General features: G+C 70.0%; 24 protein-coding genes and 1 tRNA gene. 11 read left to right on the top strand and 14 right to left on the bottom strand.

What is annotated here, in order from left to right; translation table 11 throughout:
• Positions 1-197: 197 nt before the first annotated feature.
• Positions 198-854, top strand: coding sequence for a phosphate signaling complex protein PhoU (gene phoU / locus AC59HU_RS11435; RefSeq protein WP_497223530.1), 657 nt, complete (start codon positions 198-200; stop codon positions 852-854).
• Positions 855-951: 97 nt separating this feature from the next.
• Here the strand turns inward: phoU and AC59HU_RS11430 are convergent, their stop codons facing one another.
• Complete coding sequence (locus tag AC59HU_RS11430) at positions 952-1,704, bottom strand: phosphoglyceromutase (RefSeq protein WP_497223529.1); 753 nt, start codon at positions 1,702-1,704, stop codon at positions 952-954.
• A 43-nt stretch (positions 1,705-1,747) separates the two neighbouring features.
• Between AC59HU_RS11430 and AC59HU_RS11425 the strand changes: the two genes are divergently transcribed.
• Complete coding sequence (locus AC59HU_RS11425) at positions 1,748-2,569, top strand: class I SAM-dependent methyltransferase (RefSeq protein ID WP_497223528.1); 822 nt, start codon at positions 1,748-1,750, stop codon at positions 2,567-2,569.
• Here AC59HU_RS11425 and AC59HU_RS11420 read toward each other — a convergent pair.
• The 5 genes from AC59HU_RS11420 to AC59HU_RS11400 all read right to left on the bottom strand — a co-directional run bounded on the left by AC59HU_RS11420 (position 2,562) and on the right by AC59HU_RS11400 (position 6,516).
• Positions 2,562-2,993 (bottom strand): hypothetical protein, encoded by a 432-nt coding sequence (locus tag AC59HU_RS11420; RefSeq protein ID WP_497223527.1) that lies wholly within the window; start codon positions 2,991-2,993, stop codon positions 2,562-2,564. The genes AC59HU_RS11425 and AC59HU_RS11420 overlap by 8 nt on opposite strands.
• A gap of 27 nt (positions 2,994-3,020) precedes the next feature.
• On the bottom strand, positions 3,021-4,133 hold the full coding sequence (locus AC59HU_RS11415; RefSeq protein WP_497223526.1) for an FUSC family protein: 1,113 nt from the start codon (positions 4,131-4,133) through the stop codon (positions 3,021-3,023).
• Between the two features lie 55 nt (positions 4,134-4,188).
• Positions 4,189-5,403 (bottom strand): CAF17-like 4Fe-4S cluster assembly/insertion protein YgfZ, encoded by a 1,215-nt coding sequence (ygfZ, locus tag AC59HU_RS11410; protein ID WP_497223924.1) that lies wholly within the window; start codon positions 5,401-5,403, stop codon positions 4,189-4,191.
• Positions 5,400-6,101 (bottom strand): nitrobindin family protein, encoded by a 702-nt coding sequence (locus tag AC59HU_RS11405; protein WP_497223525.1) that lies wholly within the window; start codon positions 6,099-6,101, stop codon positions 5,400-5,402. The genes ygfZ and AC59HU_RS11405 overlap by 4 nt, the downstream gene beginning before the upstream one ends.
• Before the next feature lie 148 nt (positions 6,102-6,249).
• A complete protein-coding gene (locus tag AC59HU_RS11400; protein WP_497223524.1) occupies positions 6,250-6,516 on the bottom strand; it encodes a hypothetical protein in 267 nt (88 codons plus the stop codon).
• Between the two features lie 66 nt (positions 6,517-6,582).
• Between AC59HU_RS11400 and AC59HU_RS11395 the strand changes: the two genes are divergently transcribed.
• Positions 6,583-7,275 carry a response regulator transcription factor gene (locus AC59HU_RS11395; RefSeq protein WP_497223523.1) on the top strand — a complete coding sequence of 231 codons (693 nt, stop codon included), beginning with the start codon at positions 6,583-6,585 and terminating at the stop codon, positions 7,273-7,275.
• Complete coding sequence (gene mshD, locus AC59HU_RS11390) at positions 7,244-8,146, top strand: mycothiol synthase (protein ID WP_497223522.1); 903 nt, start codon at positions 7,244-7,246, stop codon at positions 8,144-8,146. Before AC59HU_RS11395 ends, mshD begins: the two co-directional genes overlap by 32 nt.
• Positions 8,147-8,209: 63 nt before the next feature.
• On the opposite strand, the gene AC59HU_RS11385 is transcribed toward mshD, so the two are convergent.
• Complete coding sequence (locus AC59HU_RS11385) at positions 8,210-8,554, bottom strand: helix-turn-helix domain-containing protein (RefSeq protein WP_497223521.1); 345 nt, start codon at positions 8,552-8,554, stop codon at positions 8,210-8,212.
• Between the two features lie 163 nt (positions 8,555-8,717).
• Between AC59HU_RS11385 and AC59HU_RS11380 the strand changes: the two genes are divergently transcribed.
• The 6 genes from AC59HU_RS11380 to pstB all read left to right on the top strand — a co-directional run bounded on the left by AC59HU_RS11380 (position 8,718) and on the right by pstB (position 16,466).
• On the top strand, positions 8,718-10,898 hold the full coding sequence (locus tag AC59HU_RS11380; protein ID WP_497223520.1) for an RNA degradosome polyphosphate kinase: 2,181 nt from the start codon (positions 8,718-8,720) through the stop codon (positions 10,896-10,898).
• Complete coding sequence (locus AC59HU_RS11375; protein ID WP_497223519.1) at positions 10,895-11,824, top strand: NUDIX hydrolase; 930 nt, start codon at positions 10,895-10,897, stop codon at positions 11,822-11,824. The genes AC59HU_RS11380 and AC59HU_RS11375 overlap by 4 nt, the downstream gene beginning before the upstream one ends.
• 184 nt (positions 11,825-12,008) lie before the next feature.
• Positions 12,009-13,145 (top strand): phosphate ABC transporter substrate-binding protein PstS, encoded by a 1,137-nt coding sequence (gene pstS / locus AC59HU_RS11370; RefSeq protein ID WP_497223518.1) that lies wholly within the window; start codon positions 12,009-12,011, stop codon positions 13,143-13,145.
• A gap of 90 nt (positions 13,146-13,235) precedes the next feature.
• Complete coding sequence (gene pstC, locus AC59HU_RS11365) at positions 13,236-14,516, top strand: phosphate ABC transporter permease subunit PstC (protein WP_497223517.1); 1,281 nt, start codon at positions 13,236-13,238, stop codon at positions 14,514-14,516.
• Entirely contained in the window at positions 14,513-15,616 is a 1,104-nt protein-coding gene (pstA, locus tag AC59HU_RS11360) for a phosphate ABC transporter permease PstA (protein WP_497223516.1), read from the top strand. The genes pstC and pstA overlap by 4 nt, the downstream gene beginning before the upstream one ends.
• Positions 15,617-15,686: 70 nt before the next feature.
• A complete protein-coding gene (gene pstB / locus AC59HU_RS11355; protein ID WP_066040960.1) occupies positions 15,687-16,466 on the top strand; it encodes a phosphate ABC transporter ATP-binding protein PstB in 780 nt (259 codons plus the stop codon).
• Positions 16,467-16,551: 85 nt separating this feature from the next.
• Here the strand turns inward: pstB and AC59HU_RS11350 are convergent, their stop codons facing one another.
• The 3 genes from AC59HU_RS11350 to AC59HU_RS11340 all read right to left on the bottom strand — a co-directional run bounded on the left by AC59HU_RS11350 (position 16,552) and on the right by AC59HU_RS11340 (position 18,908).
• Positions 16,552-17,427, bottom strand: coding sequence for an anti-sigma factor (locus tag AC59HU_RS11350; protein WP_497223515.1), 876 nt, complete (start codon positions 17,425-17,427; stop codon positions 16,552-16,554).
• A complete protein-coding gene (locus AC59HU_RS11345; RefSeq protein ID WP_497223514.1) occupies positions 17,424-18,026 on the bottom strand; it encodes a sigma-70 family RNA polymerase sigma factor in 603 nt (200 codons plus the stop codon). The genes AC59HU_RS11350 and AC59HU_RS11345 overlap by 4 nt, the downstream gene beginning before the upstream one ends.
• Positions 18,027-18,278: 252 nt before the next feature.
• Positions 18,279-18,908, bottom strand: a complete 630-nt coding sequence (locus AC59HU_RS11340) for a DNA-directed RNA polymerase subunit beta (protein ID WP_497223513.1) — start codon at positions 18,906-18,908, stop codon at positions 18,279-18,281.
• Positions 18,909-19,031: 123 nt separating this feature from the next.
• Between AC59HU_RS11340 and AC59HU_RS11335 the strand changes: the two genes are divergently transcribed.
• A tRNA-Lys gene (locus AC59HU_RS11335) sits at positions 19,032-19,104 on the top strand.
• Between the two features lie 64 nt (positions 19,105-19,168).
• Here the strand turns inward: AC59HU_RS11335 and AC59HU_RS11330 are convergent.
• The 4 genes from AC59HU_RS11330 to AC59HU_RS11315 all read right to left on the bottom strand — a co-directional run bounded on the left by AC59HU_RS11330 (position 19,169) and on the right by AC59HU_RS11315 (position 21,946).
• Entirely contained in the window at positions 19,169-19,576 is a 408-nt protein-coding gene (locus AC59HU_RS11330; RefSeq protein ID WP_497223512.1) for a hypothetical protein, read from the bottom strand.
• Positions 19,573-20,499, bottom strand: coding sequence for a DUF8686 domain-containing protein (locus tag AC59HU_RS11325; RefSeq protein ID WP_497223511.1), 927 nt, complete (start codon positions 20,497-20,499; stop codon positions 19,573-19,575). Before AC59HU_RS11325 ends, AC59HU_RS11330 begins: the two co-directional genes overlap by 4 nt.
• Before the next feature lie 40 nt (positions 20,500-20,539).
• On the bottom strand, positions 20,540-20,890 hold the full coding sequence (locus AC59HU_RS11320) for a DUF7882 family protein (protein WP_497223510.1): 351 nt from the start codon (positions 20,888-20,890) through the stop codon (positions 20,540-20,542).
• 123 nt (positions 20,891-21,013) lie between these two features.
• The gene (locus tag AC59HU_RS11315; protein WP_497223509.1) at positions 21,014-21,946 is read right to left on the bottom strand and encodes an aldose 1-epimerase family protein; all 933 of its coding nucleotides are present in this window, start codon (positions 21,944-21,946) and stop codon (positions 21,014-21,016) included.
• Positions 21,947-22,168 lie beyond the last annotated feature (222 nt).

Here is a 22,168-nt window from a genome sequence, read left to right as displayed (position 1 = left end):
AGTGAGTCCCCTGGGGCGGCAATCCGCGTATCCGGCCGTTCAGCGGTCGTTTCCACGAGTGTTCAACTGTCCGGCACCTCGCGTTAACCTGTCCCCGGGAGGATGGAGCCGTCGCCTCGCCGATCGCGGCGGTGCCGCCGCGCGCACGTGTGCTCCATCCGGACGTGTCCGCCGTATCCAAGAAAGGACCCACACGCATGCGTGAGGTATTCCAGCAAGAGCTGCGTGAGGTGCAGGAGCGTCTCGTCGAGATCTCCGAGCTCGTGACCGCGGCGATCACGAACGCGACCGCCGCGTTCAACGAGTCGAACGTGGCCCTGGCCGAGCAGGTCATCGCCGAGGACCCGAAGATCGACGCGCTCGCCTCGAGCCTGGACGAGCTGGCCATCAGCATCCTCGCGCTGCAGCAGCCCGTCGCCCGCGACCTGCGGATCGTCGTGACCGCGCTGCGCGTGAGCTCCTCCCTCGAGCGGATGGGCGACATCGCCGAGCACATCGCCCAGCTGGCCCGGTACCGCTACCCCGACAAGGTCGTGAAGAAGAGCCTGCGCCAGACCTTCGCCGAGATGGGGCGTCTTGACGTCGAGATCGCCAAGAAGCTCACCGTGCTGCTGCAGACCGAGGACGTCGCCCTCGCCGACGAGATGCGCAACGACGACGACCGCATCGACGAGCTGCACGTCAGCGTCTTCGACGCCGTGCTCGGCTCGCACTGGAAGGGCGAGGCCGTCGACACGGTCGACGTCACGCTCGCGAGCCGCTACCACGAGCGCTTCGCCGACCACGCGGTCTCGATCGCCAAGAAGGTGCAGTACCTGGCGACCGGCGAGTGGCCGGCGTCCGGCATCAACTAGCGGCCCCGTTCATCCGCTGTTCACCGGCGGAGCCCCTGACAGACGAAGAAGCCCCGGCCGCTCACGCGGACCGGGGCTTCTTCGTGTGGCCGGACGGCTACTTCTTGCCCTGGGCGGCGACCGCGGCCGCACCGGCGGCGGCGGCCTCGGGGTCGAGGTACTCCCCCGGGCCGACCGGCACGAAGGACTCGTCGAGGCGGTAGACCAGCGGGATGCCGGTGGGGATGTTGAGCTCGGCGATGTCGTCGTCCGAGATGCCGTCGAGGTGCTTGACCAGCGCGCGGAGCGAGTTGCCGTGGGCGGTCACGAGCACGGTCTTGCCGAGCGCGAGGTCACCGGTGATGTCGGACTCCCAGTAGGGCAGCATCCGGTCGATGACGTCTTTCAGGCACTCGGTGCGGGGCACCGCGTCGCCGAGGTCGGCGTAGCGCGGGTCGCCGACCTGCGAGTACGGGTCGTCGTCGGCGATGGGGGGCGGCGGCACGTCGAAGGAGCGGCGCCAGATCTGGAACTGCTCGGGGCCGTACTCGGCGAGCGTCTGCGCCTTGTCCTTGCCCTGGAGGGCGCCGTAGTGGCGCTCGTTGAGGCGCCAGGAGCGCTTGACGTCGATCCAGGCGCGGTCGGCCTCGGCGAGCGCGAGGTTCGCGGTCTGGATCGCGCGGCTCAGCCGCGACGTGTACAGGATGTCCGGCAGCAGGCCCGACTCGGCGAGCAGCTCGCCGGCGCGCTTGGCCTCGGCGACGCCCTGATCCGACAGCGGGACGTCGACCCAGCCGGTGAAGAGGTTCTTCTGGTTCCAGTCGCTGTTGCCGTGGCGCAACAGGATGAGGGTGTAAGGCTCAGTAGGCATGCTCTCATCCTATTCGGCGGCGCCCGCGTGATTTGATGGGCTCATGCCGATCGGTGCCGTCACGCGGGGAACCACGAACACCAACCGCCTGCGCCGGGTCGACCGCTTCATCCAGACCCTGCCGGTGCTGCGGCGCACCGACGATCCCCTCGTGGTCGACCTCGGCTACGGGGCGAGCGGCGTCACCGCCTTCGAGCTGCAGACACGGCTCGCGCGCGTGCGGCCCGACGTGCACGTCCGGGGGCTGGAGATCGCCCCGGAACGGGTGGCCACGGCGACCGCCCAGCTGAAGGATGTGCGCGACGGCCGCACCCCCTTCGCGCGGGACGCCTCGGTCGACTTCGCGGTCGGCGGGTTCGAGGTGCCGCTTCCGGGCCCCGCCTCCCGCCGGGCCGCGGTGATCCGCGCCTTCAACGTCCTGCGGCAGTACGACGAGAGCGCGGTCGCGGGCGCCTGGGAGCTGATGCGCGGCCGCCTGCAGTCGGGCGGGATGCTCGTGGAGGGCACCTGCAACGAGGTCGGCCGGGTGTCGAGCTGGGTCACCCTCGACCCGGTGGGGCCGGTGAGCTTCTCGATCTCGTTGCGGCTGACCGACCTGGAGCATCCGTCGATCGTCGCCGAGCGGTTGCCGAAGGCGCTCATCCACCGCAACGTGCCCGGCGAGCGGATCCATCGGCTGCTCGGCGACCTCGACCGGTTCTGGCAGCACAACGCCGCCCTGCAGACCTACGGCCCGGTGCAGCGGTGGCTGGCGACGCTCGACGCGCTCACGGCGTCGGGCTGGAGCATCCGCACCCCGCAGCGACGTCGACGGCTCGGCGAGCTGACCGTGCCGTGGGCGGAGGTCGCCCCGGCCATCACTTGACGGGGAGCAGGACCTTCTGACCCTCGACCATGACGGTGAGCTCCTGGGTGGTGGTGACGTTCGCCGGGGTCCAGAAGACGGAGGTGTGCGGCACGAAGTCCATGGTGCAGATCGCGTCTCCGTCGATCGGCACCGTGACGATCTCGACGGTGTTGCCCTGGTTCTCGGGCTCGACGACCTTGATGTCGGAGCCGATGACCGGGCAGGTCGAGCTGCCGGAGATGGCGACGCCGATCTGCGAGCCCTCGTGCAGCCAGAAGGCCTGCACCGCGGCGGCCTCGCCGCCCGGGGAGGAGTTGACGATCTGCTCCTCGTCGGGGAGGCCGGAGAAGTTCTCGGTGGGGCCGGTCACGGTGCATCCGGCCAGCGCGAAGGCGAAGGCAGCGGCGACGACGGTGACAGGAGCAAGCTTTCGCATCTTCATGGCTCTACGGTACCCAATCCGCGACTCTCACGTGGTGATGTCGGGCAGGGTTCGGCGCGCCTCCTCCAGGGGCATGCCGCTGGCCACGAGCAGATCGAGCACGAGGGGGCGGATCGACACCACGAGGGCCGACTCGGAGAAGGGCTCGCCGCGCAGGAAGGTGCGGGGATCGAGGGTGATCGCGATCAGCACGAGGCTCTGGCGCACGACGGGCCGCAGCCCCGGGCGGTCGATGCTCTGGGCGAGCATCGAGGCGGCGCTCTGCAGCGACGCGATCAGCTCGGCCAGCTCCGGGCGCGGGCGGTCGCCGGGCAGCACGCTGATCCGCCGCGAGATCACGCGCAGGTTGCGGGTGGCGTGGTCCATGTGCAGCTGCATCCGCTGCTGCTCCAGCAGTTCGGGCAGGCGACGGCGGAGGAACGGCGAGATGCGGGCGATCGCCACGGCCGAGTCGAGCGACCCGCGCCACTGCTCGATCAGGGCCTGGGTGCCGCGGGCCCGGCTCAGCACGATCTCGGCCGTGGCGTGGTCGCCGATCCGGAGCACCGTGACCAGCGAGGCCAGGATGCCGGTGAAGGCCGAGAAGAACTTCAGCGCCTCCCGCCGCGCCGCGCGCCGGGGGTCGCGCGGGAGCAGGGCCGTGCACGCGATCGCGACCAGGCCGCCGACCACCGCATCCGCCGACCGGGTGAAGGGGCCGCCGGGTGGCACCGGCATGAGCGAGACCAGGGCGGCCTGCACGGCGGCGAGGATGGGGAGCCCCGGCACCGAGGAGAGCGCCCGGGCGACGGTCAGCGACACCAGGATGGTGAGGGCGAACTGCCAGACGCCCTGACCGACCGCGATCAGGATGACCTCGCTGAGCGCGATGCCGATCGTCATCGCGAGCGCGGTCTCGAGCACCCGGCGGGGTCGGGCATCCAGCACCAGCCCGAGGCTGGAGAGCGTGACGGTCACCGCCGCGATGGGGTACTGGTGGCCGAGGAGGTAGTGGGTCAGGAGGTAGGCGATCGTGACCGCGACGACGAGCTGCAGCACGGCGGGGGCGCTGCCGATGGTGCGATCCCACGACGCACGCACCGCGACGCCGAGGCGGCGGCCGGGGGTGGGCCGGTCGTCGCTGGCCGGCACGAGGGTCACGGCAGGGGCCGCGGCCGGCAGCGCGCATGCGGCCGGACCCGCGGTCGCGCCGGCACTAGCGCGACCGGGCGCCGAGCCGGGGAAGGCGCGGACGCGCGACCGCGGCGCCCGCGTCGGGCGCGACGATCTGCTCGACGGCCGCGGCGACCGTGCCGTCCGAGGTGCGCACGGCGACCGAGCTGTCGGCGGGGAGCTGGCGGCGGACCACCGCGAGCGCGACCGGCCCCCACTCGTGATGGATGCCGACTGAGGTCACCCGACCGACCGCGGCCTCCTCGTCGAGCCCGGTCGTGTCGATCGGGGCACCCTCGGGGCCCGCATCGAAGACGGGGTCGCCCACGGCGGGGAGCACCGCATCCGACCCGTCGAGGTGCAGGAAGACCAGGCGGCGCGGCGGGTGACCCAGGTTGTGCACCTTCGCGACGGTCTCCTGGCCGCGGTAGCAGCCCTTGGCCAGGTGCACGGCCGACCGCATCCAGTCGAGCTCGTGCGGGATCGAGCGCTCGTCGACCTCGGTGGCCAGCCGCGGCCGCCAGGCGGCGATGCGGAGGGCCTCGGCGGCGAGCACGCCGGCCGCGGTCAGCTCGCCGGCGACGACGGAGTCGGCCAGCCGGCCCAGCTCGGCACGCGGCACCAGGCTCTCGCGCCACCACCAGTCGGCACCGGGGTGGGTCTCGACCAGGGCGTACTGCACGCCCCCGGTCAGGACCTCTGGCCACGGGTCGCTCCAGGTGAGCGCGTGTCCGTTGCCGTCGGCCACGACCGCGGCGAGTGCCGCCGGGGCCTCGGCGTCGGCGGAGGCGGCGAGCCAGCCGATCGTCGCGAACTCGGCGGTGCGGTCGGCGATCTCGACGCGGAGCATGAACCGCATCCGCTGCAGCCACTGCTCGAGGGCCTCCGTCTCGGCGCCGTCGACCAGCAGCCAGGCGCTCTCGCCGTCGTCGAGCACCCGGATGGCGTGCTCGATCCGGCCGTTCGCCGAGAGCAGCAGGGTCTCGGCCGAGGCTCCGGGGGCGAGGTCGCGGATGCTCTGGCTGGTCACCGAGTCAAGCCACGACAGGCGGTCGGGCCCGGTCACCGAGATCACTCCGCGATTCGAGAGGTCCACCACGGCGGGGGCGCCGGAGGGCCGCCCGCTGCGGCCGGCCTCGAGGGCGCGCTGCTCACCGAGCGGGTTGCCGTAGTGCGCGGCGACGCCCTCGTCGGGAGCGGCGGCGGCCACGGCCGCCGGGAGCGCGAGGAACGGCGTGGGCGTGCCCGCCACGGTCAGTCGACCTTCGCGAGCCGGGCGGAGGCGTGGGTGCGCAGCTCCTGGCCGAGGGCCGCGATGTCCCAGGCCCAGAGCAGGTGGTTCTCGACCAGCCCGTAGATGCGGGTGGCCCCGGTGTACTCCTTGGCTGAGCGGGAGCGCACCACCGCGTCGGTCGCGAGGTCGATCCGCGGGCCCTTGACCTGGCCGAGGTAGAGCTCGCTGATGCCGGTGGGATGCACGATCGAGACCTCGATGTCGAAGCCCTCGGCCGAGTTGCGGAGCGTCTCCACCGACTGGGCGGTGTTGAACGGACGGGCGCCGACGCCGGGCAGCATGCCGGGGCCGACGTCGCCCTCGATGTGCTGGCGGCTGAGGCGCCAGAAGCCGGTCTCGGCGACCAGCGGGGTCGCGACGGGTTCGAGGGCGTCGGACTCGGGGGCCGGCGCATCCGGATCCGGCTGCACGGTCGCATCCGGCTCGACCTGGTCGGCGAGCGAGGGCATCTCGGGCCCGGGGTCGTCGCCGAGCAGCCAGGTGTACGAGCTGTAGTTGAGGTACGGCAGGCCGTCGTGACTGAAGCTGATGCGCTGGCCGAACTCGCGCGAGACGCGCTCTTCGCCGACGGCGTAGTCGATGACGCCGGTGCCCTCCCAGACGCCGATCAGCCAGGACAGCGGGACGAGCTCGGAGGGGAGGCCCGTGGGGATCTCGATCATCGTGACGTCGCTCGCGTCTGCGGGGCCGGCGTCAGCGCTGGCCGCGGAAGAGCTTATAGACGACGATGCCCGCCGTCCACGCGATGCCGAGGCTCGCGAGCCCGAGGAGGCCGATGAACAGGAGTTCGAGCGCTACGTAGGACATGCCTTAAAGCTTAGCGCCTGCCGAGAAGGCCAGAGGGGCGAGCACGACGGTGGCGATCGCGAGCACCAGCACGGCTCCGCCGAGGCTGGCCGAGACCCGGTCGACGAAGCCCTTGCGCACCGGAACGACCAGTTGGATGCCGAAGGTCACGACGAGGGCGAGACCGAGAACGAGCGGCAGGAAGAGGAGGTAGTAGTTGGGCGAGACGAAGACGCCCACGGCGATCACGGCGAGGATCGACAGGATCCAGACCGGGACTACGCTTCTCATGAGCAGACTCATACCCGCCATTCTGCCCGATAGTATGTACCGCAGGCGTTCTCTGGAGGATCTTACGTGGCGCAGTTGTTGATCCTGACCTCTGCGGTCGACCGCGAGGTGTTGCCCGCACTCTCGCTGTTGAGCCACCGCACCCGTCAGATCCCGGCTGAGCCGTCGCAGCTCGTGAACACCCCGAACAGCGACCTGATCTTCGTCGACGCCCGCCACGACCTCGCCTCCGCGCGCTCGCTCTGCAAGATCCTCAGCACGACCGGGATCGGCGTCCCCGTGGTCCTGATCCTCACCGAGGGCGGTCTGACCGCGGTCAGCGCCGAGTGGGGTGCGGCCGACGTCGTGCTCGAGTCGGCCGGGCCCGCGGAGGTCGACACCCGCATCCGGCTGGCCATCGGCCGTCAGGTGCAGGATCAGTCGACCTCGAAGATCCAGGCCTCCGGCGTCGTGATCGACGAGGCCAGCTACTCGGCCCGCGTGCACGGGCGCCCGCTCGACCTCACCTTCAAGGAGTTCGAGCTGCTCCGCTTCTTCGCGATGCACCCCTCGCGGGTCTTCACCCGCGAGCAGCTGCTCAGCGAGGTCTGGGGCTACGACTACTTCGGCGGCACCCGCACGGTCGACGTCCACGTGCGGCGGCTCCGCGCCAAGCTCGGCGACCTCGAATCCCTGATCGGCACCGTTCGCAACGTGGGGTACCGCTTCAACTTCTTCGAGGACGACAATGAGCGACTCGCTCACTCTCTCGGTCAGTAATCCCGACGACGGGCGCGAGCCCTTCCTCCGGCTGATGGCCCGCGCCGCTCTGGTCGACGGGCAGCAGCCCTTCAACGACCAGGCGCTGGTCGACATCGGCAAGGGCGCACGATCGCTGCTGCTCGCCGAGCGCGGCGGGCCGGGCACGGGCACGGTCGTCGGGGCCGCCGTCGTCGGCCAGGGCGAGCTCGAGTTCGTGATCGATCCCGAGTGGCGCGAGGAGGGGCTCGGCCGCCAGCTGCTGGAGATCGTGCTGGCCAACAACTCCGACGGCCCCCTGCGGGCCTGGGCGCACGGCGATCATCCCGCGAGCCGGCGCCTCGCCGCCAGCCACCGCTTCGACGCGGTGCGCACGCTGCTGCAGCTGCGCCGCGAGCTGGTCGAGACGGCCGGGGGCGGCGAGCTGCCGCCCGGGTTCTCGATCGGGGTGTTCCAGGGCGGCGCCGACGTCGACGAGTGGGTGGCGCTGAACGCCCGTATCTTCGCCGAGCACGACGAGCAGGGCGGGCTGACCGCCGACGACCTCCGGTTCCGGATGTCGGAGCCCTGGTTCGAGCCGGGCGACTTCCTGCTGCTCCGCGACGACGCGGGGCGGATGATCGGCTACAACTGGCTGAAGATCGAGCCCGACGACGACCGGGTGGGCGAGATCTACGTGGTCGGCGTCGAGGAGGGGCACGCGGGGCAGGGCCTCGGGCGCACGCTGATGAACCGGGGCCTCGCCCGGCTGGTGGAACGAGGATGCCGGCAGGCGGCTCTGTTCGTCGACGCCGACAACGAGCGCGCGGTCGCCCTCTACCGGTCGCTCGGGTTCACCGAGCACACGATCGACGTGCAGTACCTGCAGCGCAGCCCGTTGCGACGCCGCTGAGCCTTCGGCCGCCACTCACGGGCGCCACCGCCGACGGGCGCCGCCACTGACGGGCGCCACCGCTCAGGCTGCCGGGCCGGCCCCGGTGCCAGCGCCGGCCTCGGCCCCGGAAGGGCGGCCCTGCTGCGCCCGCACCACGTCGGCCACCGTCACGCGCCGGGAGCGATCGGGCAGCAGGTCGGCGCCGAGGCCGTCGACCAGCACCGAGGGGTCGATGTCGAGCGCCGCCGCGATTCGGAGCAGCGTGTGCAGCGAGGGGTTCGCCTGACCGCGCTCGATCTTGCCGAGGTTGGTGAAGTGCAGGGCGGCGAGGTCGGCGAGTTCCATCTGGCTGATCGCGAAGCGCAGTCGCTCCTCACGGATGCGGAAACCCAGTTCGCGAGCGGCGGCGGAGAGGACGGAGGACACGGTTCAGGTGTAACAACCGCACGCTCTCGTCACCAGAGCACCGACGCACCATGCGCGGACACTGCACACGGCGCATCCGCTCGCCCCCTCCACAAAGCTGATCTGAGGTTATCTCATCCACAGGGGATCCTCGTCGGACACCCGTGAGTGACATGATGTCTGCATGGACGACGACATGATCTCGCTCGACGCCGGCATCGTCACCGACTTCGACGACGATTACGACGAGCTGGAGCCGGTGGACAGCTCCGACCCGCTGCCCGAAGGCCGCTACCTCGACCGCGAGCTCAGCTGGCTGGCGTTCAACACGCGCGTGCTCGAGCTCGCCGAAGACCCGACGCTCCCTGTGCTCGAGCGGGCGAACTTCCTCGCGATCTTCGCGTCGAACCTCGACGAGTTCTTCATGGTGCGGGTCGCGGGGCTGAAGCGCCGCATCCTCACCGACCTGGCCGTGCCCACCAACGTGGGCCGCCGCCCCACCGACGTGCTGGCCGACATCTCGACCAAGGCCCACGAGCTGCAGATGCGGCACGCGCTGGCGTGGAAGGACCTGGTCAGCCCCGCCCTCGCCGACGCCGGCATCCGGATCATCACCTGGGACGAGCTCGACGACGCCGACCGCGAGAACCTGCACGAGATCTTCTCGAGCCAGATCTTCCCCGTGCTGATGCCGCTCGCGGTCGACCCCGCGCATCCCTTCCCCTACATCTCGGGCCTCTCGCTCAACCTCTCGGTGCGCGTGCGCAACTCCAAGACGGGCAAAGAGGAGTTCGCGCGCCTGAAGGTGCCGCAGGTGCTCAACCGCTTCATCCGCGTCGACCAGCGCGAGACGCCCGACGAGCTGCGGTTCATCACCCTCGAAGACCTGATCGCGAACCACCTGAGCGACCTGTTCCCGGGCATGGAGATCGTCGAGCACCACGTCTTCCGCGTCACCCGCAACGAAGACGTCGAGGTCGAGGAGGACGAGACCGAGAACCTCCTTCAGGCCCTGGAGAAGGAGCTGCTGCGCCGCCGCTTCGGCCCGCCGATCCGGCTCGAGATCAGCGACGACATGGATCAGGTCACGCTCGACCTGATCGTGCGCGAGCTCGACATCACCGACCAGGAGGTGTACATGCTGCCGTCGCCGCTCGACCTGGGCGGCCTGTTCGACCTCACGCGCATCCCGCGGCCAGACCTCAAGTACCCCAAGCACGTGCCCACCACGGCCGCGGCCCTGCTGCCGCCGGAGCCCAACGCGAAGCCCGACATCTTCAAGGCGATCTCGCGCGGCGACGTGCTGCTGCATCACCCCTACGAGTCGTTCGCCACCAGCGTGCAGGCCTTCCTCGAGCAGGCCGCCGCCGACCCGCACGTGCTCGCGATCAAGCAGACGCTCTACCGCACCAGCGGCGACTCCCCCATCGTCGAGGCGCTGATCGACGCGGCCGAGGCCGGCAAGCAGGTGCTCGCGCTGGTCGAGATCAAGGCGCGCTTCGACGAGCAGGCGAACATCTCCTGGGCCCGCAAGCTCGAGAAGGCCGGCGTGCACGTGGTCTACGGGCTCGTGGGCCTGAAGACCCACTGCAAGCTCGCCCTGGTCATCCGTCAGGAGAAGGGCCGGCTGAAGAGCTACAGCCACATCGGCACCGGCAACTACAACCCGAAGACCTCGCGCATCTACGAAGACCTGGGCCTGCTGACCGCCGACGACCAGGTCGGCAAAGACCTCACCCGCCTGTTCAACGAGCTCTCCGGGTACGCGATCGAGAAGAAGTTCAAGCGCCTGCTGGTGGCCCCGCTGCACCTGCGCAAGGGCCTGCTCAAGCGCATCAACACCGAGGCCGAGAACGCGAAGAAGGGGCTGCCCTCGGGCATCCAGATCAAGCTCAACTCGATCGTCGACGAGGCGATCATCGACGGGCTGTACCGGGCGAGCCAGGCCGGTGTGCCGATCGACATCTGGGTGCGCGGCATCTGCTCGCTGAAGCCGGGGCAGGAGGGGCTGAGCGAGAACATCCGCGTGCGCTCGATCCTCGGCCGCTACCTCGAGCACTCGCGCGTGTTCTCCTTCGTCAACGACGGCGATCCGCAGGTGTACATCGGCAGCGCCGACATGATGCACCGCAACCTCGACCGCCGTGTCGAGGCCCTGGTGCGCCTGGTCGACCCCGACCATCTGAAGGAGATCGACAACCTGTTCGAGCTCGCGATGAGCGACAAGGTCTCCAGCTGGGCCCTCGACGCCGACGGTGTCTGGACCAGGCACGACGTCGACTCCCACGGCGCTCCGCTGATCGACATGCAGGACGAGCTGATGCAGCAGATCAGCCGCCGCAAGCGCCCGGGCACCACGCGGTGACGGTCTTCGCGGCCGGAGCGGTCTGCTGGCGGGTGGTCGACGGCAAGATCAAGGTGCTCGTCATCCACCGCGCGGCCCACCGCGACATCTCCCTACCCAAGGGCAAGGTCGACCCGGGTGAGACGCTGCCGCAGACCGCGGTGCGCGAGATCGCCGAGGAGACGGGGCTCTCCGTCACGCTCGGTGTGCCGCTCGGCGTCACGAACTACACCATGCCCAACGGCCGTGAGAAGGTCGTGCACTACTGGGCCGCCGAGGCGACCGACGAGGCGATCCTGGCCTCCACCTTCCTGCCGAACGACGAGGTGGCCGCCCTGGAGTGGATGCCGCTGAAGAAGGCGGCGGGCGCGCTCACCTACGAGCGCGACGCGGTGATCGTCGAGCGGTTCCGGATGCTGGTCGACGAGGGCGTGACCCGCACATTCGCGATCATCGCGCTCCGCCACGCCAAGGCGGTGCCCCCGTACCAGTTCGACGGCCCCGACGCCGCCCGCACCCTCACCGAGCGCGGACGAGGCGAGGCGAAGTCGATCGTGCCCTCCCTCCGCGCCTTCGGCATCGAGAAGATCGTCTCGAGCACCGCCGTGCGCTGCCGCCAGACCGTCGAGCCGCTCTCGAAGGCCCTCCAGCTGCCGGTCAAGCAGACCGAGCTGATCAGCCAGGACGCCTACGAGGCGGCCCGCAGCGACATCCGCGAGGTCGTCGGCAAGCGCGTGCGCAAGCGCGTCACGGCAGTGCTCTGCAGCCACGGCCCGGTACTGCCCGACATCGTGCGCGAGGTCGCCCTGGCGACCGGCACGGCTCCCGCCGTCACGGTCTCCCGCGCCGGCGACCTGCCCGTCGCGGGTTTCTCCGTCCTTCACCTCTCGGTCGATCGGCCGGGCTCCGGGATCATCGCGATCGAGACGCACACGCCGCACTCCTGAGTCGCATCCGTCGCCGTTCGACCCGTGCCGTTAACCTCTCGTTCACCTTCGTGCGGGTGACTGGTCAAACGCCGCACCTAGTGTCTCTCACGGGTCAGCACCGACCCGACCCGCGCGCGCCCGTCTCGATGACTCGACCTTTCACTGCGGCCGCGTCGGAAACACCCAATTCGAAGGGAACACAGTGAAGCTCAAGAACGTGGCAGCGGTGGGCACTCTCGCCCTCGCGACCGCCCTGGCTCTGACCGCTTGCTCGGGAAGCAGCACCACCGGCAGCGGAAGCACCGACGCGGCATCCCCGTCGAGCACCGCTCCGTCCATCGACTTCGCGTCGCTCTCCGGCACCATCACCGCCGGTGGCTCCAGCGCTCAGGCCAACGCCGAGGCCGCCTGGATCACCGCCTTCACCGCCCAGGCCAAGGGCGTCACCATCAACTACGACAAGTCGCAGGGCTCGGGCGGTGGCGTCACCAACTGGCTCGCCGGCAGCTACGACTTCGCGGGCTCGGACTCGCCCCTGAAGGCCGACCAGCAGACCTCCGCGCAGACCATCTGCGGCCCCGGCGGCGCGCTGAACCTCCCCGTCTACCTCGACGGTGTGGCGGTCATCTACAACCTCGCCGGTGTCAAGGACCTCAACCTCTCCTCGGCCACCATCGCGAAGATCTTCTCGCTGCAGATCACCACCTGGAACGACCCGGCCATCGCCGCGGACAACCCCGGCGTGACCCTGCCCGCGACGGCGATCACCACGGTCACCCGTTCCGACGGATCCGGCACCACGACCAACTTCACCAACTACCTCAGCCAGACGCAGCCCAGCATCTGGACGAACGCGCCCGGCAACGCCTGGCCGATCGCCGGGTCGAGCGCCCAGCAGGGTGGCTCGGGTGTCGTGAACACCGTCAAGGCCGGCGACGGCACGATCGGCTACGCCGACCACAGCGCCATCGGCGACCTGACCTCGGCCAACATCCAGGTCGGCACCGGCACGGACTTCGTGCCGTTCAGCGCCGAGGGCGCCTCGGCCGCCTTCACCGAAGCCGCGGCGACGCAGGACTCCGGCGTGAAGGGCGACCTCGCGCAGAAGATCGACTACACCAAGATCACCGACGCCGACGCGTACCCGATCCCGCTCATCTCGTACCAGATCGTCTGCACGACCTTCGCCGACGAGAAGCAGGGCGAGCTCACCAAGGCGTTCGTCAGCTACGTCGCGAGCGACCAGGGCCAGCAGATCGCCGTCAAGAACGCGGGCTCGGCTCCGATCCCGGCCGACATGCTCGAGCAGATCCAGACCAGCCTCGAGCTCGTCAAGTAACACCGCGTCACCCGCACCACAGCAATACCGCACCACCCGTCAGATCCGCCGTCAGGCTCGTCCACACCGAAACCCTCGAGAAAGAGTGAAGTGAGCGACAACACAGCAGTTCAATCCGCCGCGAGGCCCACTCGTGCGGACGACCTGACGGCGACCGGACCGGCATCCGCGCCCGGCGGCCGAGGCCCCTCTTCGAAGGGGTCCCGGCCGCCGCGTGCGAAGGCCCGCCCGGCCGACCGCATCTTCCTCGGGCTCTCCACCGCCTCCGCCGCCTCGATCATGGTGATCCTGGCCGGCGTCGCCCTGTTCCTGATCATCCAGGCCATCCCCGCGATCATGGCCGACTGGCCCAGCAACTCCGACCTCAACGAAGGTCCGACCGCCGGGTACGCCAACTTCTGGACCTACGTCGGCCCGCTGATCTGGGGAACCCTGTTCTCCGCGGCGATCGCCCTGGTCATCGGCGCCCCGATCGCCATCGGCATCGCGCTGTTCATCTCGCACTACGCGCCGCGCCGCCTCGCCGGCATCCTGGGCTACCTCGTCGACCTGCTGGCCGCGGTGCCCTCCATCGTCTTCGGCCTCTGGGGCATCATCGTGATCCGCCCCTTCCTGCTGCCGCTCTCCGACTGGCTGAACACCTACCTCGGCTGGATCCCGCTCTTCGGCGGCCAGGTCTCGACCACCGGCTCCACGATCCTGGCCGGCGGCGTCGTGCTCGCCGTCATGATCCTGCCGATCATCACCTCCATCTCCCGCGAGATCTTCCTGCAGACGCCGCGGCTGCACGAAGAAGCCGCTCTGGCGCTCGGCGCCACGAAGTGGGAGATGATCAAGATGGCCGTCTTCCCCTACGGCCGCTCCGGCGTCATCAGCGCCACCCTGCTCGGCCTCGGCCGCGCGCTCGGCGAGACGATGGCCATCGCGCTGATCATCTCCCCCGCCATCCTGGTCTCGGTCCGGATGCTCACCGAGGGTGAGAACTCGCAGACCATCGCCGCCAACATCGCCCTGAACTTCCCCATCGCCACCACGCTCCAGCGCGAGGCGCTGATCGGCACGGGCCTGCTGCTGTTCGTCATCTCGCTGGTGGTCAACATGCTCGCCCGCGTGATCGCCGGGCGCGCCGGCGCGGGTGTCAAGCGCAAGCGCTCGAAGATGCTGGCCGAACTGCCGCCGTCGGATCCGAGCACGGTGCTCGCCGTCGACGACGTGCTCGCCCGCAAAGCCGCCGCCGACCACACCGAGGGCGCCGACCTGGCCGAACCCGAGATCGACGCCGAAGAAGCGGATGCGGGCGTCTCCGGTCCGTTCACCCCCGACGACCGCCCGGCGAACAGCACCGAGAAGCGACAGGGAGACGACGCGTGAGCGCCACCATCACCCCCACCCCCCGTCCGGTCGCCCCGATCGGGAACGCGCTGACCTCGGGCCAGCTCCCCCGCTTCGTCGAGTGGTACGTGCTCGGATCGTCCCTCGTGCTCTCGGCGGTCATCCTGCTGCTGATGGGCTTCAACATCGCGGGCTGGCTCGTGCTGACCGCGGTGATCTACCTGATCGCCCTCGGCATCCTCTCCTCGGTGGTCGAGAACCGCCGCAAGGCGACCGACCGGGTCATCCGGGGGCTGGTCACGGTCGCGTTCCTCCTCGCGCTCGCTCCGCTGATCTCGACCCTCATCACGGTGATCAGCAACGGCATCGGCTCGATCAGCTGGGACTTCATCACCCAGACCTCCGGCTCGGTCTTCGACCCCGACACGCTCGAGGTGACGACGAAGGTCGGCGCCTGGCAGGCCATCGTCGGCACGCTGATCATCACCGGCATCGCGGCCCTCATCTCGATCCCGATCGGCATCCTGACCGCGATCTACCTGGTCGAGTACGCGCAGCCCAAGCAGTGGATGGCGCGGACGGTCACCTTCCTGGTCGACGTGATGACGGGCATCCCGTCGATCGTCGCCGGTCTGTTCGCCTTCTCGCTGTTCTCGCTCATCGTCGGCCCGAAGGCCTTCAGCGGCTTCTCGGCCTCGGTCGCCCTCTCGGTGCTCATGATCCCGATCGTCGTCCGCTCCTGCGAGGAGATGCTGCGCCTTGTCCCCGGCGACCTGCGCGAGGCCTCCTACGCCCTCGGGGTGTCGAAGTTCAGCACCATCACCAAGATCGTGCTGCCGACCGCCATCGCGGGGATCGTGACCGGCGTCATGCTCGCCATCGCCCGCGTGATCGGCGAGACCGCACCGATCTTCATGGCCGCGAGCTTCACCGACAACTTCAACTCCAACCCGTTCGAGGGTCCGATGCAGACGCTGCCCGTCATGGCGTACACCGGGTACAAGTTCCCGGGCCAGGACATCGCGGCCTCGAACGCCTCGGCCTGGGGTGCGGCGCTGCTCCTGGTGATCCTCGTGGTCATCCTGAACCTCATCGCCCGCATCGTCGCCCGGGTGTTCGCGCCCAAGGGCTCGCGGTAACCCACCGCCCGCCGGCGCGCATCCCGAACGCACAACGAAGCCCGAAACGCACAACGAAAAAGGATCAACAGTGTCCAAGCGCATCGAAGTCAACGACCTCAACGTCTACTACAGCGACTTCCTCGCCGTCGAAGGCGTCAACATCAACATCGAGCCGCGGACCGTCACCGCGTTCATCGGCCCGTCGGGCTGCGGCAAGTCGACCTTCCTCCGCACGCTCAACCGCATGCACGAGGTCATCCCCGGCGCCCACGTCAAGGGCGAGGTGCTGATCGACGGCAACGACCTCTACGCCCCCGGCGTCGACCCGGTGCTCGTGCGCCGGCAGGTGGGCATGGTCTTCCAGCGGGCGAACCCGTTCCCGACCATGTCGATCCGCGACAACGTGCTCGCGGGGGTGCGCCTGAACAACAAGCGCCTCTCCAAGAGCGACGGCGACGACCTGGTCGAGAAGTCGCTGAAGGGCGCGAACCTCTGGGAAGAGGTGAAGGACCGCCTGAACCTCCCCGGCTCCGGGCTCTCGGGCGGCCAGCAGCAGCGTCTGTGCATCGCGCGCGCGATCGCCGTCTCCCCCGACGTGCTGCTGATGGACGAGCCCTGCTCGGCCCTGGACCCGATCTCCACCCTCGCGATCGAGGATCTGATCGAGGAACTCAAGCAGGACTACACGATCGTGATCGTGACCCACAACATGCAGCAGGCCTCGCGCGTCTCGGACAAGACCGCGTTCTTCAACATCGCCGGCACCGGCAAGCCCGGCAAGCTGATCGAGTTCGACGACACGACCACGATCTTCTCGAACCCGACCGTGCAGGCGACTGAGGACTACGTCTCCGGCCGCTTCGGTTGATCCCGACGCACTGACGACGAAGCCCCCTCACTCGCTGGAGTGAGGGGGCTTTCTCGTGGGCTGGGCAGTTGCGCTGCCGGGACGGCTAGGCGCTCTGCACGGCCAGGATGGGCTGGGTGGTCGGCGCGGAAGAGCCGCCGGCCGGTTCGACCGTCACGCCGACGGTGTCACCGGGTGACAGCGCGCCGTCGAGCACGTGCCACGAGGTGCCGGAGCCGGCGGCGGTGAAGGTACCGGCCGGAGCCGCGCCATTCGCGTCGATGTACCAGGCCTCGTAGACCTTGCCGTCCGGCAGGCTCGGCAGCCCGTCGGCTAGCACGGCCGAGCGGCCCAGCTCGTTCGACCAGACGACGGTGGCGTTGCCGCCGCCCTGCACCGGCACCGAGGCGCGCTGCACGTCGTCGGCGGCCGTGAGCTGCGCCAGCTGCGACGCCGAGGCGTCGATGACCGAGGTCGTGGAGGAGTTGTTGACCAGCGCACTCCCGACGAAGCCTCCGCCGAGGAAGAGGGCGGCGGCCGCGGCCGCAGCGGTCAGGATGCCGACGGGCCGGCTGAACCAGCGCTGTCGTGCGGCGGTCTCGCGGGGGCCCGCCGCCGCATCCGACTCGTGCTCGACCGCGAGGGCCGGCTGAGACGCCGGCTGCGGTCGCGACGACGACGCCGGAGACACCGCCGAGACCGGAGGCACCGTCGAAGCAGTCGTCTGCATCGGCGGGTCGGCCGGGAGCTGGGGGGTCATGGCGATCTTCGCCATCAGATCGGCCTTCAGCCGCTCGGAGGGCGTGACCGGAGTCGCGGCCAGGCCGAGCAGGGCCGCCGTCTCGGCGAGACCGTCGGCCTCGTCGCGGAGGCTGGCGGAGGATGCGGTCGCTGCTCGGATGTCGTCGGCCTCGGCGGGCGAGACCGCGTTCAGGGCGTAGGCGCCGGTCAGGAGCCGCGGATCGCGATCGTCGTCGGTCATGCGGTCACCCCCATTTCGTCTCGGAGCCGGATCATGCCGTCGCGGAGCCGTGTCTTCACGGTGCCGACGGGGATCGCGAGGATACCGGCGATCTCGGTGTGGCTGTATCCGCCGTAGTACGCGAGCGAGATGGCTTCGCGCTGGAATGCCGTCAGTTGCTGCATGGCCCGTTTCACCCTCTCGTGCTCGATCCGTATCTCCACGGATTCGCTGACATTGTCGTAGTCGGTCTCGATGTCCCGGAGCCCGATCCGCTCATCGCGGTCGTGCCCGGCCTGGGACGACCGCACGCGGTCGACCGCCCGGCGGTGCGACATCGTGAGGATCCACGACATCGCGCTGCCCCGGTGTCCGTCGAACCTGGTCGCGGTCCGCCAGATCTCCAGGAAGACTTCCTGGGCGACCTCCTCGGACTGCGCGTGATCGACGAGCACCCTCTTGATCAGACCGAGCACGCGGGGCGCGGTTCGGTCGTACAGCTCTGCGAACGCCTGCTGATCGCCCTGGGCGACGAGCTCCAGAAGGTTCTCGAAGGGGACGACGGCATCGATGTTCTCGGCGTCGGTCGGCCCTCGATCTGAACTCACGAGTTCAAGCATGACAGGTCACACTCCCGATCGTGCTCTGAGGACCGCTGACGACGTTCACAACAGGTATTCGGAGCGCGGCTTCACCCGGATTGCCGAGACCCGCCACTCGGTACCCGGAGCACACGCGTCGACAGGAAAGGAGGGTGAGTGCCGGGCCGCAGAACGCCTCTCGGCGGAAGGCCGCTCGGAGCGGCGAATATTGGAGCCCGGGGTTACTGCGGCCCGGCTCGACTAGTTTACCCGGAACTCGGAGAAGGCGGGTCAGTCGAGCTCGTCGGTGCGCCAGAGGGCGGCCGAGCGGGTCAGCTCGTCGCCGATGGTCTCGAAGCGCAGGGCGCGGGTGGTGAGCGTCGACGCCGTCTCGGGGGCGCCGATCTCCGCGTCGTCGGCGATCGAGAGGCAGCCCTGGGCCATGATCCGGCAGAAGGCGGCCGCGCGCTCGAGGGCGATCGCGAAGTCGCCGGTGAACAACCCGCGGAGGATCTGGTCGGCCAGCTCGATGATCTCCTTCGGACCGGTCGGCGACTCGGCGCCCGCGACCACCGGGTCGATGCTCGAGATCACCTCGCTGCCGCGCTCGAAGAAGTAGCTCGCCTGCTGCGGGTCCTGTCGGATGAGCACGCGCAGCAGGTAGATGCGCCAGAGGCTGCCGGGCAGGCTCCGCGGCGAGGCGCGCGACCACAGCTCGGCGACCGCGTCGATGCCGTGGTCGTCGGTGAAGGCGAGCAGACGGTCGATCACCTCGGGCTGCGGGTCGTCCCGCACCCGGCTGAGCAGCGCGCCGGCCGTCTCGTGGGCGACCCGGTTGATCTGGGCCGGATCCTCCCCGCCCTGGAAGGCCTCGAAGCTGCGGCCCTCGAAGAGCGTGGGTTTGTGGAAGTCGTCAGCCATGCGATCCATCATCCCCCACGCCCGGCGCGCGGGGGCGGACTCACGCGCAGAGCGAACGGCCGGTGGCGGATGCGCGAGCGGGCCGCGCATCCGTCGCCCTGATACGCGCTAGATTGGAAGGGAGGGCCTGTAGCTCAGTTGGCAGAGCATCGGACTTTTAATCCGCGGGTCGAGGGTTCGAGCCCCTCCGGGCCCACCTCATCCTGCGACGTCCCTGCGTCGTCTTCTGCGCTGTGTTCCGAGCCGGCTTCTGCGCCGCGTCAGCCCTCGGGGAGCGGCTGGCCGGTGGGGGCGCAGAGCGGCACGAGCGCGGTGTACGCCTCTAGGTAGGCGTTCACGTCGGCCGGGTCCGAGTCCGTCGTGGGGAACGACCGGCCCGAGAGGGTCTGCAGGGCGGTCGCGAGCTCGGTCCAGGCCGGATCCTCGGCCGCCGCCTGCGCCCCGAGCGCGGCGGCCTCGGTGCGGTTGTCGCCCTCTCCGGCGATGAGCGCGCAGGCCGCCGCCGCATCTCCGGAGGACGAGGGGTACGGGGTCGGCAGGGCGGTCTGTCCGGCGACCGACGGGGTCGGCGTACCGGTCGGGGCGGGCGTGCCCGCCGCGCATCCACTCAGCAGCAGCACCGTCGCAGCAAGCCCCAGCACCGCCGAGGCCCGGGGGCGGGCCGTCATGGCGACGGGCGGTCCCGCACCGCCGGCGATCCCCACCGGTTCCACGCCAGCACGTAGATCGCGAGTCCGGCGATCAGGCCGACGATGACCCAGAGCACCACGAGGAAGTCGATCCACGACCCGATCGGCGGCGAGCCCGGCAGGAAGCCGCGGAGCGGCACGACCGCGAAGAGCATCGCGCCCATCCAGCTGGTCAGGGTGGCCTCGACCTTCCGCTTGCCGAGGAACGTGCGGATCGACACGAACAGCACGAGGGTCGGCATCACGATCAGCAGGGCGAGCAGGAGGAACGCGAAGACGAAGGTGCTGGCAGAGCGGCTGGCGGTGACGTTCGCCGTCGGGAGCGGGTGGATTCCGGTGTCGTCGGTGACCGTGGCGCCGTTGCCCTGCTGGTCGATCGAACCGCCGAAGTTCCAGCCGGGCACGCTGGCTTCGACGTAGATGCGCGTCTGCAGCGCCTTCCGCGCGCCGTCGTCCGTCGTGTAGGCCAGGGCGGTGATCTCGGTGGTGTGCGTATCGAAGGGATAGGTCTCGACCGCCCCCTCGGTGAAGACGACGGTGCTCGAGACGGAGGGCACGTCACCGGGCTTGAAGTGGAGCACCTGCGCCCCCTCGATCGGGGTCAGGATGAGGTCGAAGCCGCGGGACAGCCCGATCGCCCCCGGGTCGGTCTCGTCGTAGAGCGATTGCGGCGCCTCGATCGAGACGTCCATCGTGATCCGCTCGGTCACCGGATTCACCGCGGTCGGGCTGAGGTTGATGACCACGGCCGACGGGTCGGCGGGTTCGTCGCCCACCACACTCTCGCGATTGCCGTAGGCGAAGAGCAGCTGCACGGCGACGTAGACCAGCAGCGCCACGACAGCGATCCCGATCGGGATCCAGCGGCGGCGAGGACGCGGCCGTGCACTCTCTGCGCTCACGTGCCGAGCCTATCGAGCATCGCGGCGCGCGTCCGCGCTCTCAGCCCTCGGTGTCGGCGTGGTTGGGTTCGGCCATGATCCGCAGGTCACCGCGGTTCGCCACCGTCACCATCGCGTCGATCCAGGCCCGGTTGATCGCGGGCGGGCGGCCGCCGAAGAACTTGAACCGCAGCGGGATGGCCGGGTGCACCCAGAGCGTCTCGCGGCCGCTGCCCTGCTGGGCGTCGACGTTCCAGGAGAGCGAGAAGGCCTCGTGGTTGCGGAGCTTGGAGAGCACGACGATCCGCAGGTGCGCCAGGAGACGGTCGTCCATCTCGATCTCGGACGCACTCGGTCCATAGATCAGAAGGCCCAAACCACCGCTCCCACGTTCAGCGGGAGCACTGTTCACTCCCGGTTTACGAGCGTAATAGTCGCCGAAATGCTCCCAAAATTTTGCGCAGGGGGTTGACACGAACCCCGAGGATCCGATCCGGATCCGCCGATCGAGCGTCCCGGGGCCAGGCCGTCCGGTTCAGTCGCTCTCGATCAGGCGGAGCCCCCAGGACAGCTCCCACCGCTCCCCCGGCGCGAGCCAGCGCAGCCCCACCCCGGAGTTGAACGCGTCGGCCGGGGCCGTCAGCGGCTCGAGTGCGACCGCGCGACGCGGCCCGCCCGGGCCGAGGAACGCCGTCGGTGTGAACACCTGCACGAACGCGAAGTCGGGGTCGGCCCAGAGCTCCACCCTCCGGCCGTCGGGCGCGCGCACGGTGTGACGGCGGAGGCCGCCCTCCCCCGCCGTGAGACCGCCGAAGGCGTGGTCGAGGTCGAGGTCGCCGACCCGCCGGCCGCCCGAGAGGTCGGCCTCCGTGCCGGCCACCGGTTCCTCGACCACCGGGATCAGGTGCTCGTCGGTCACGAACCGCGTCGTGGCGGCGACGGTGACGACGAGGTCCTCCGGCGGCACCTCGCCGACCCGCAGATACGGATGCGCGCCCACGGCGACCGGGGCGGGCTCGGCCGAGTCGTTCACGATCGTGTGCACCACGGTCATCCCGTCGCCCGTGAGGCGGTGCTCGACCGTGGTGGTGAGCAGGAACGGGTAGCCGTGCTGCGGGAACACCCGCGCGCCGAGCAGCACGCGGTGCGGCTCGGACTCGAGCTGCCGGTACCCGGTGTAGCGCAGCAGACCGTGGCTCGCATTGCCGGTCTTCGGCTCGGTGATGTCGAGCTGCTGCGGTTCGCCGTCGAGCTGCCACCGCCCGCCGGCCACGCGATTGGGCCAGGGAACCAGCACGATGCCGGCGGCTCCCGGCGGGGCCGACTCCTCGGGGAAGGGCTCGACGAGCGCCGTGCCGTCGACCTCGAGCGAGCGGATGCCGGCCGCCACCTCGGTGACGACGGCGGTGACGACCCGCCCGTCGGTCTCGAGGCGGAGGGGGTACTGGGTTCCGGTGGGAGCGAGCACGCGGCCAGCCTAGCGGCCGGTACAGCTAGACGTCCCGCCCCCGGTGCGGACACCGGGGACGGGACGTCTCAGGGGAGGTGCCTCAGCCTGCGGTGCAGGGGGTGAGGTTCTCCACGGCCTCGCTGAGGGAGCCCGTGCCACCCAAGAGGGTGACCTGGCGGGCGCCGAGCGCGGTGATCTGCGCCAGCGTCTCGGCCGGGACGCACCCGGACGGGACCGTGA

It is taken from the genome of Herbiconiux sp. 320_LB (genome assembly GCF_059691755.1).
The sequence above is the reverse complement of the archived record's forward strand: the minus strand, read 5'-3'. Positions and strand labels throughout refer to the sequence as shown.

Excerpts from the sequence above, each read along its gene's own strand:
- phoU (WP_497223530.1), top strand. The coding sequence starts at position 198 with ATGCGTGAGGTATTCCAGCAAGAGCTGCGTGAGGTGCAGGAGCGTCTC.
- AC59HU_RS11430 (WP_497223529.1), bottom strand. The coding sequence starts at position 1,704 with ATGCCTACTGAGCCTTACACCCTCATCCTGTTGCGCCACGGCAACAGC.
- AC59HU_RS11425 (WP_497223528.1), top strand. The coding sequence starts at position 1,748 with ATGCCGATCGGTGCCGTCACGCGGGGAACCACGAACACCAACCGCCTG.
- AC59HU_RS11420 (WP_497223527.1), bottom strand. The coding sequence starts at position 2,993 with ATGAAGATGCGAAAGCTTGCTCCTGTCACCGTCGTCGCCGCTGCCTTC.
- AC59HU_RS11405 (WP_497223525.1), bottom strand. The coding sequence starts at position 6,101 with ATGATCGAGATCCCCACGGGCCTCCCCTCCGAGCTCGTCCCGCTGTCC.
- AC59HU_RS11400 (WP_497223524.1), bottom strand. The coding sequence starts at position 6,516 with ATGAGAAGCGTAGTCCCGGTCTGGATCCTGTCGATCCTCGCCGTGATC.
- mshD (WP_497223522.1), top strand. The coding sequence starts at position 7,244 with ATGAGCGACTCGCTCACTCTCTCGGTCAGTAATCCCGACGACGGGCGC.
- AC59HU_RS11380 (WP_497223520.1), top strand. The coding sequence starts at position 8,718 with ATGGACGACGACATGATCTCGCTCGACGCCGGCATCGTCACCGACTTC.
- AC59HU_RS11350 (WP_497223515.1), bottom strand. The coding sequence starts at position 17,427 with ATGACCGACGACGATCGCGATCCGCGGCTCCTGACCGGCGCCTACGCC.
- AC59HU_RS11345 (WP_497223514.1), bottom strand. The coding sequence starts at position 18,026 with ATGCTTGAACTCGTGAGTTCAGATCGAGGGCCGACCGACGCCGAGAAC.
- AC59HU_RS11340 (WP_497223513.1), bottom strand. The coding sequence starts at position 18,908 with ATGGCTGACGACTTCCACAAACCCACGCTCTTCGAGGGCCGCAGCTTC.
- AC59HU_RS11330 (WP_497223512.1), bottom strand. The coding sequence starts at position 19,576 with ATGACGGCCCGCCCCCGGGCCTCGGCGGTGCTGGGGCTTGCTGCGACG.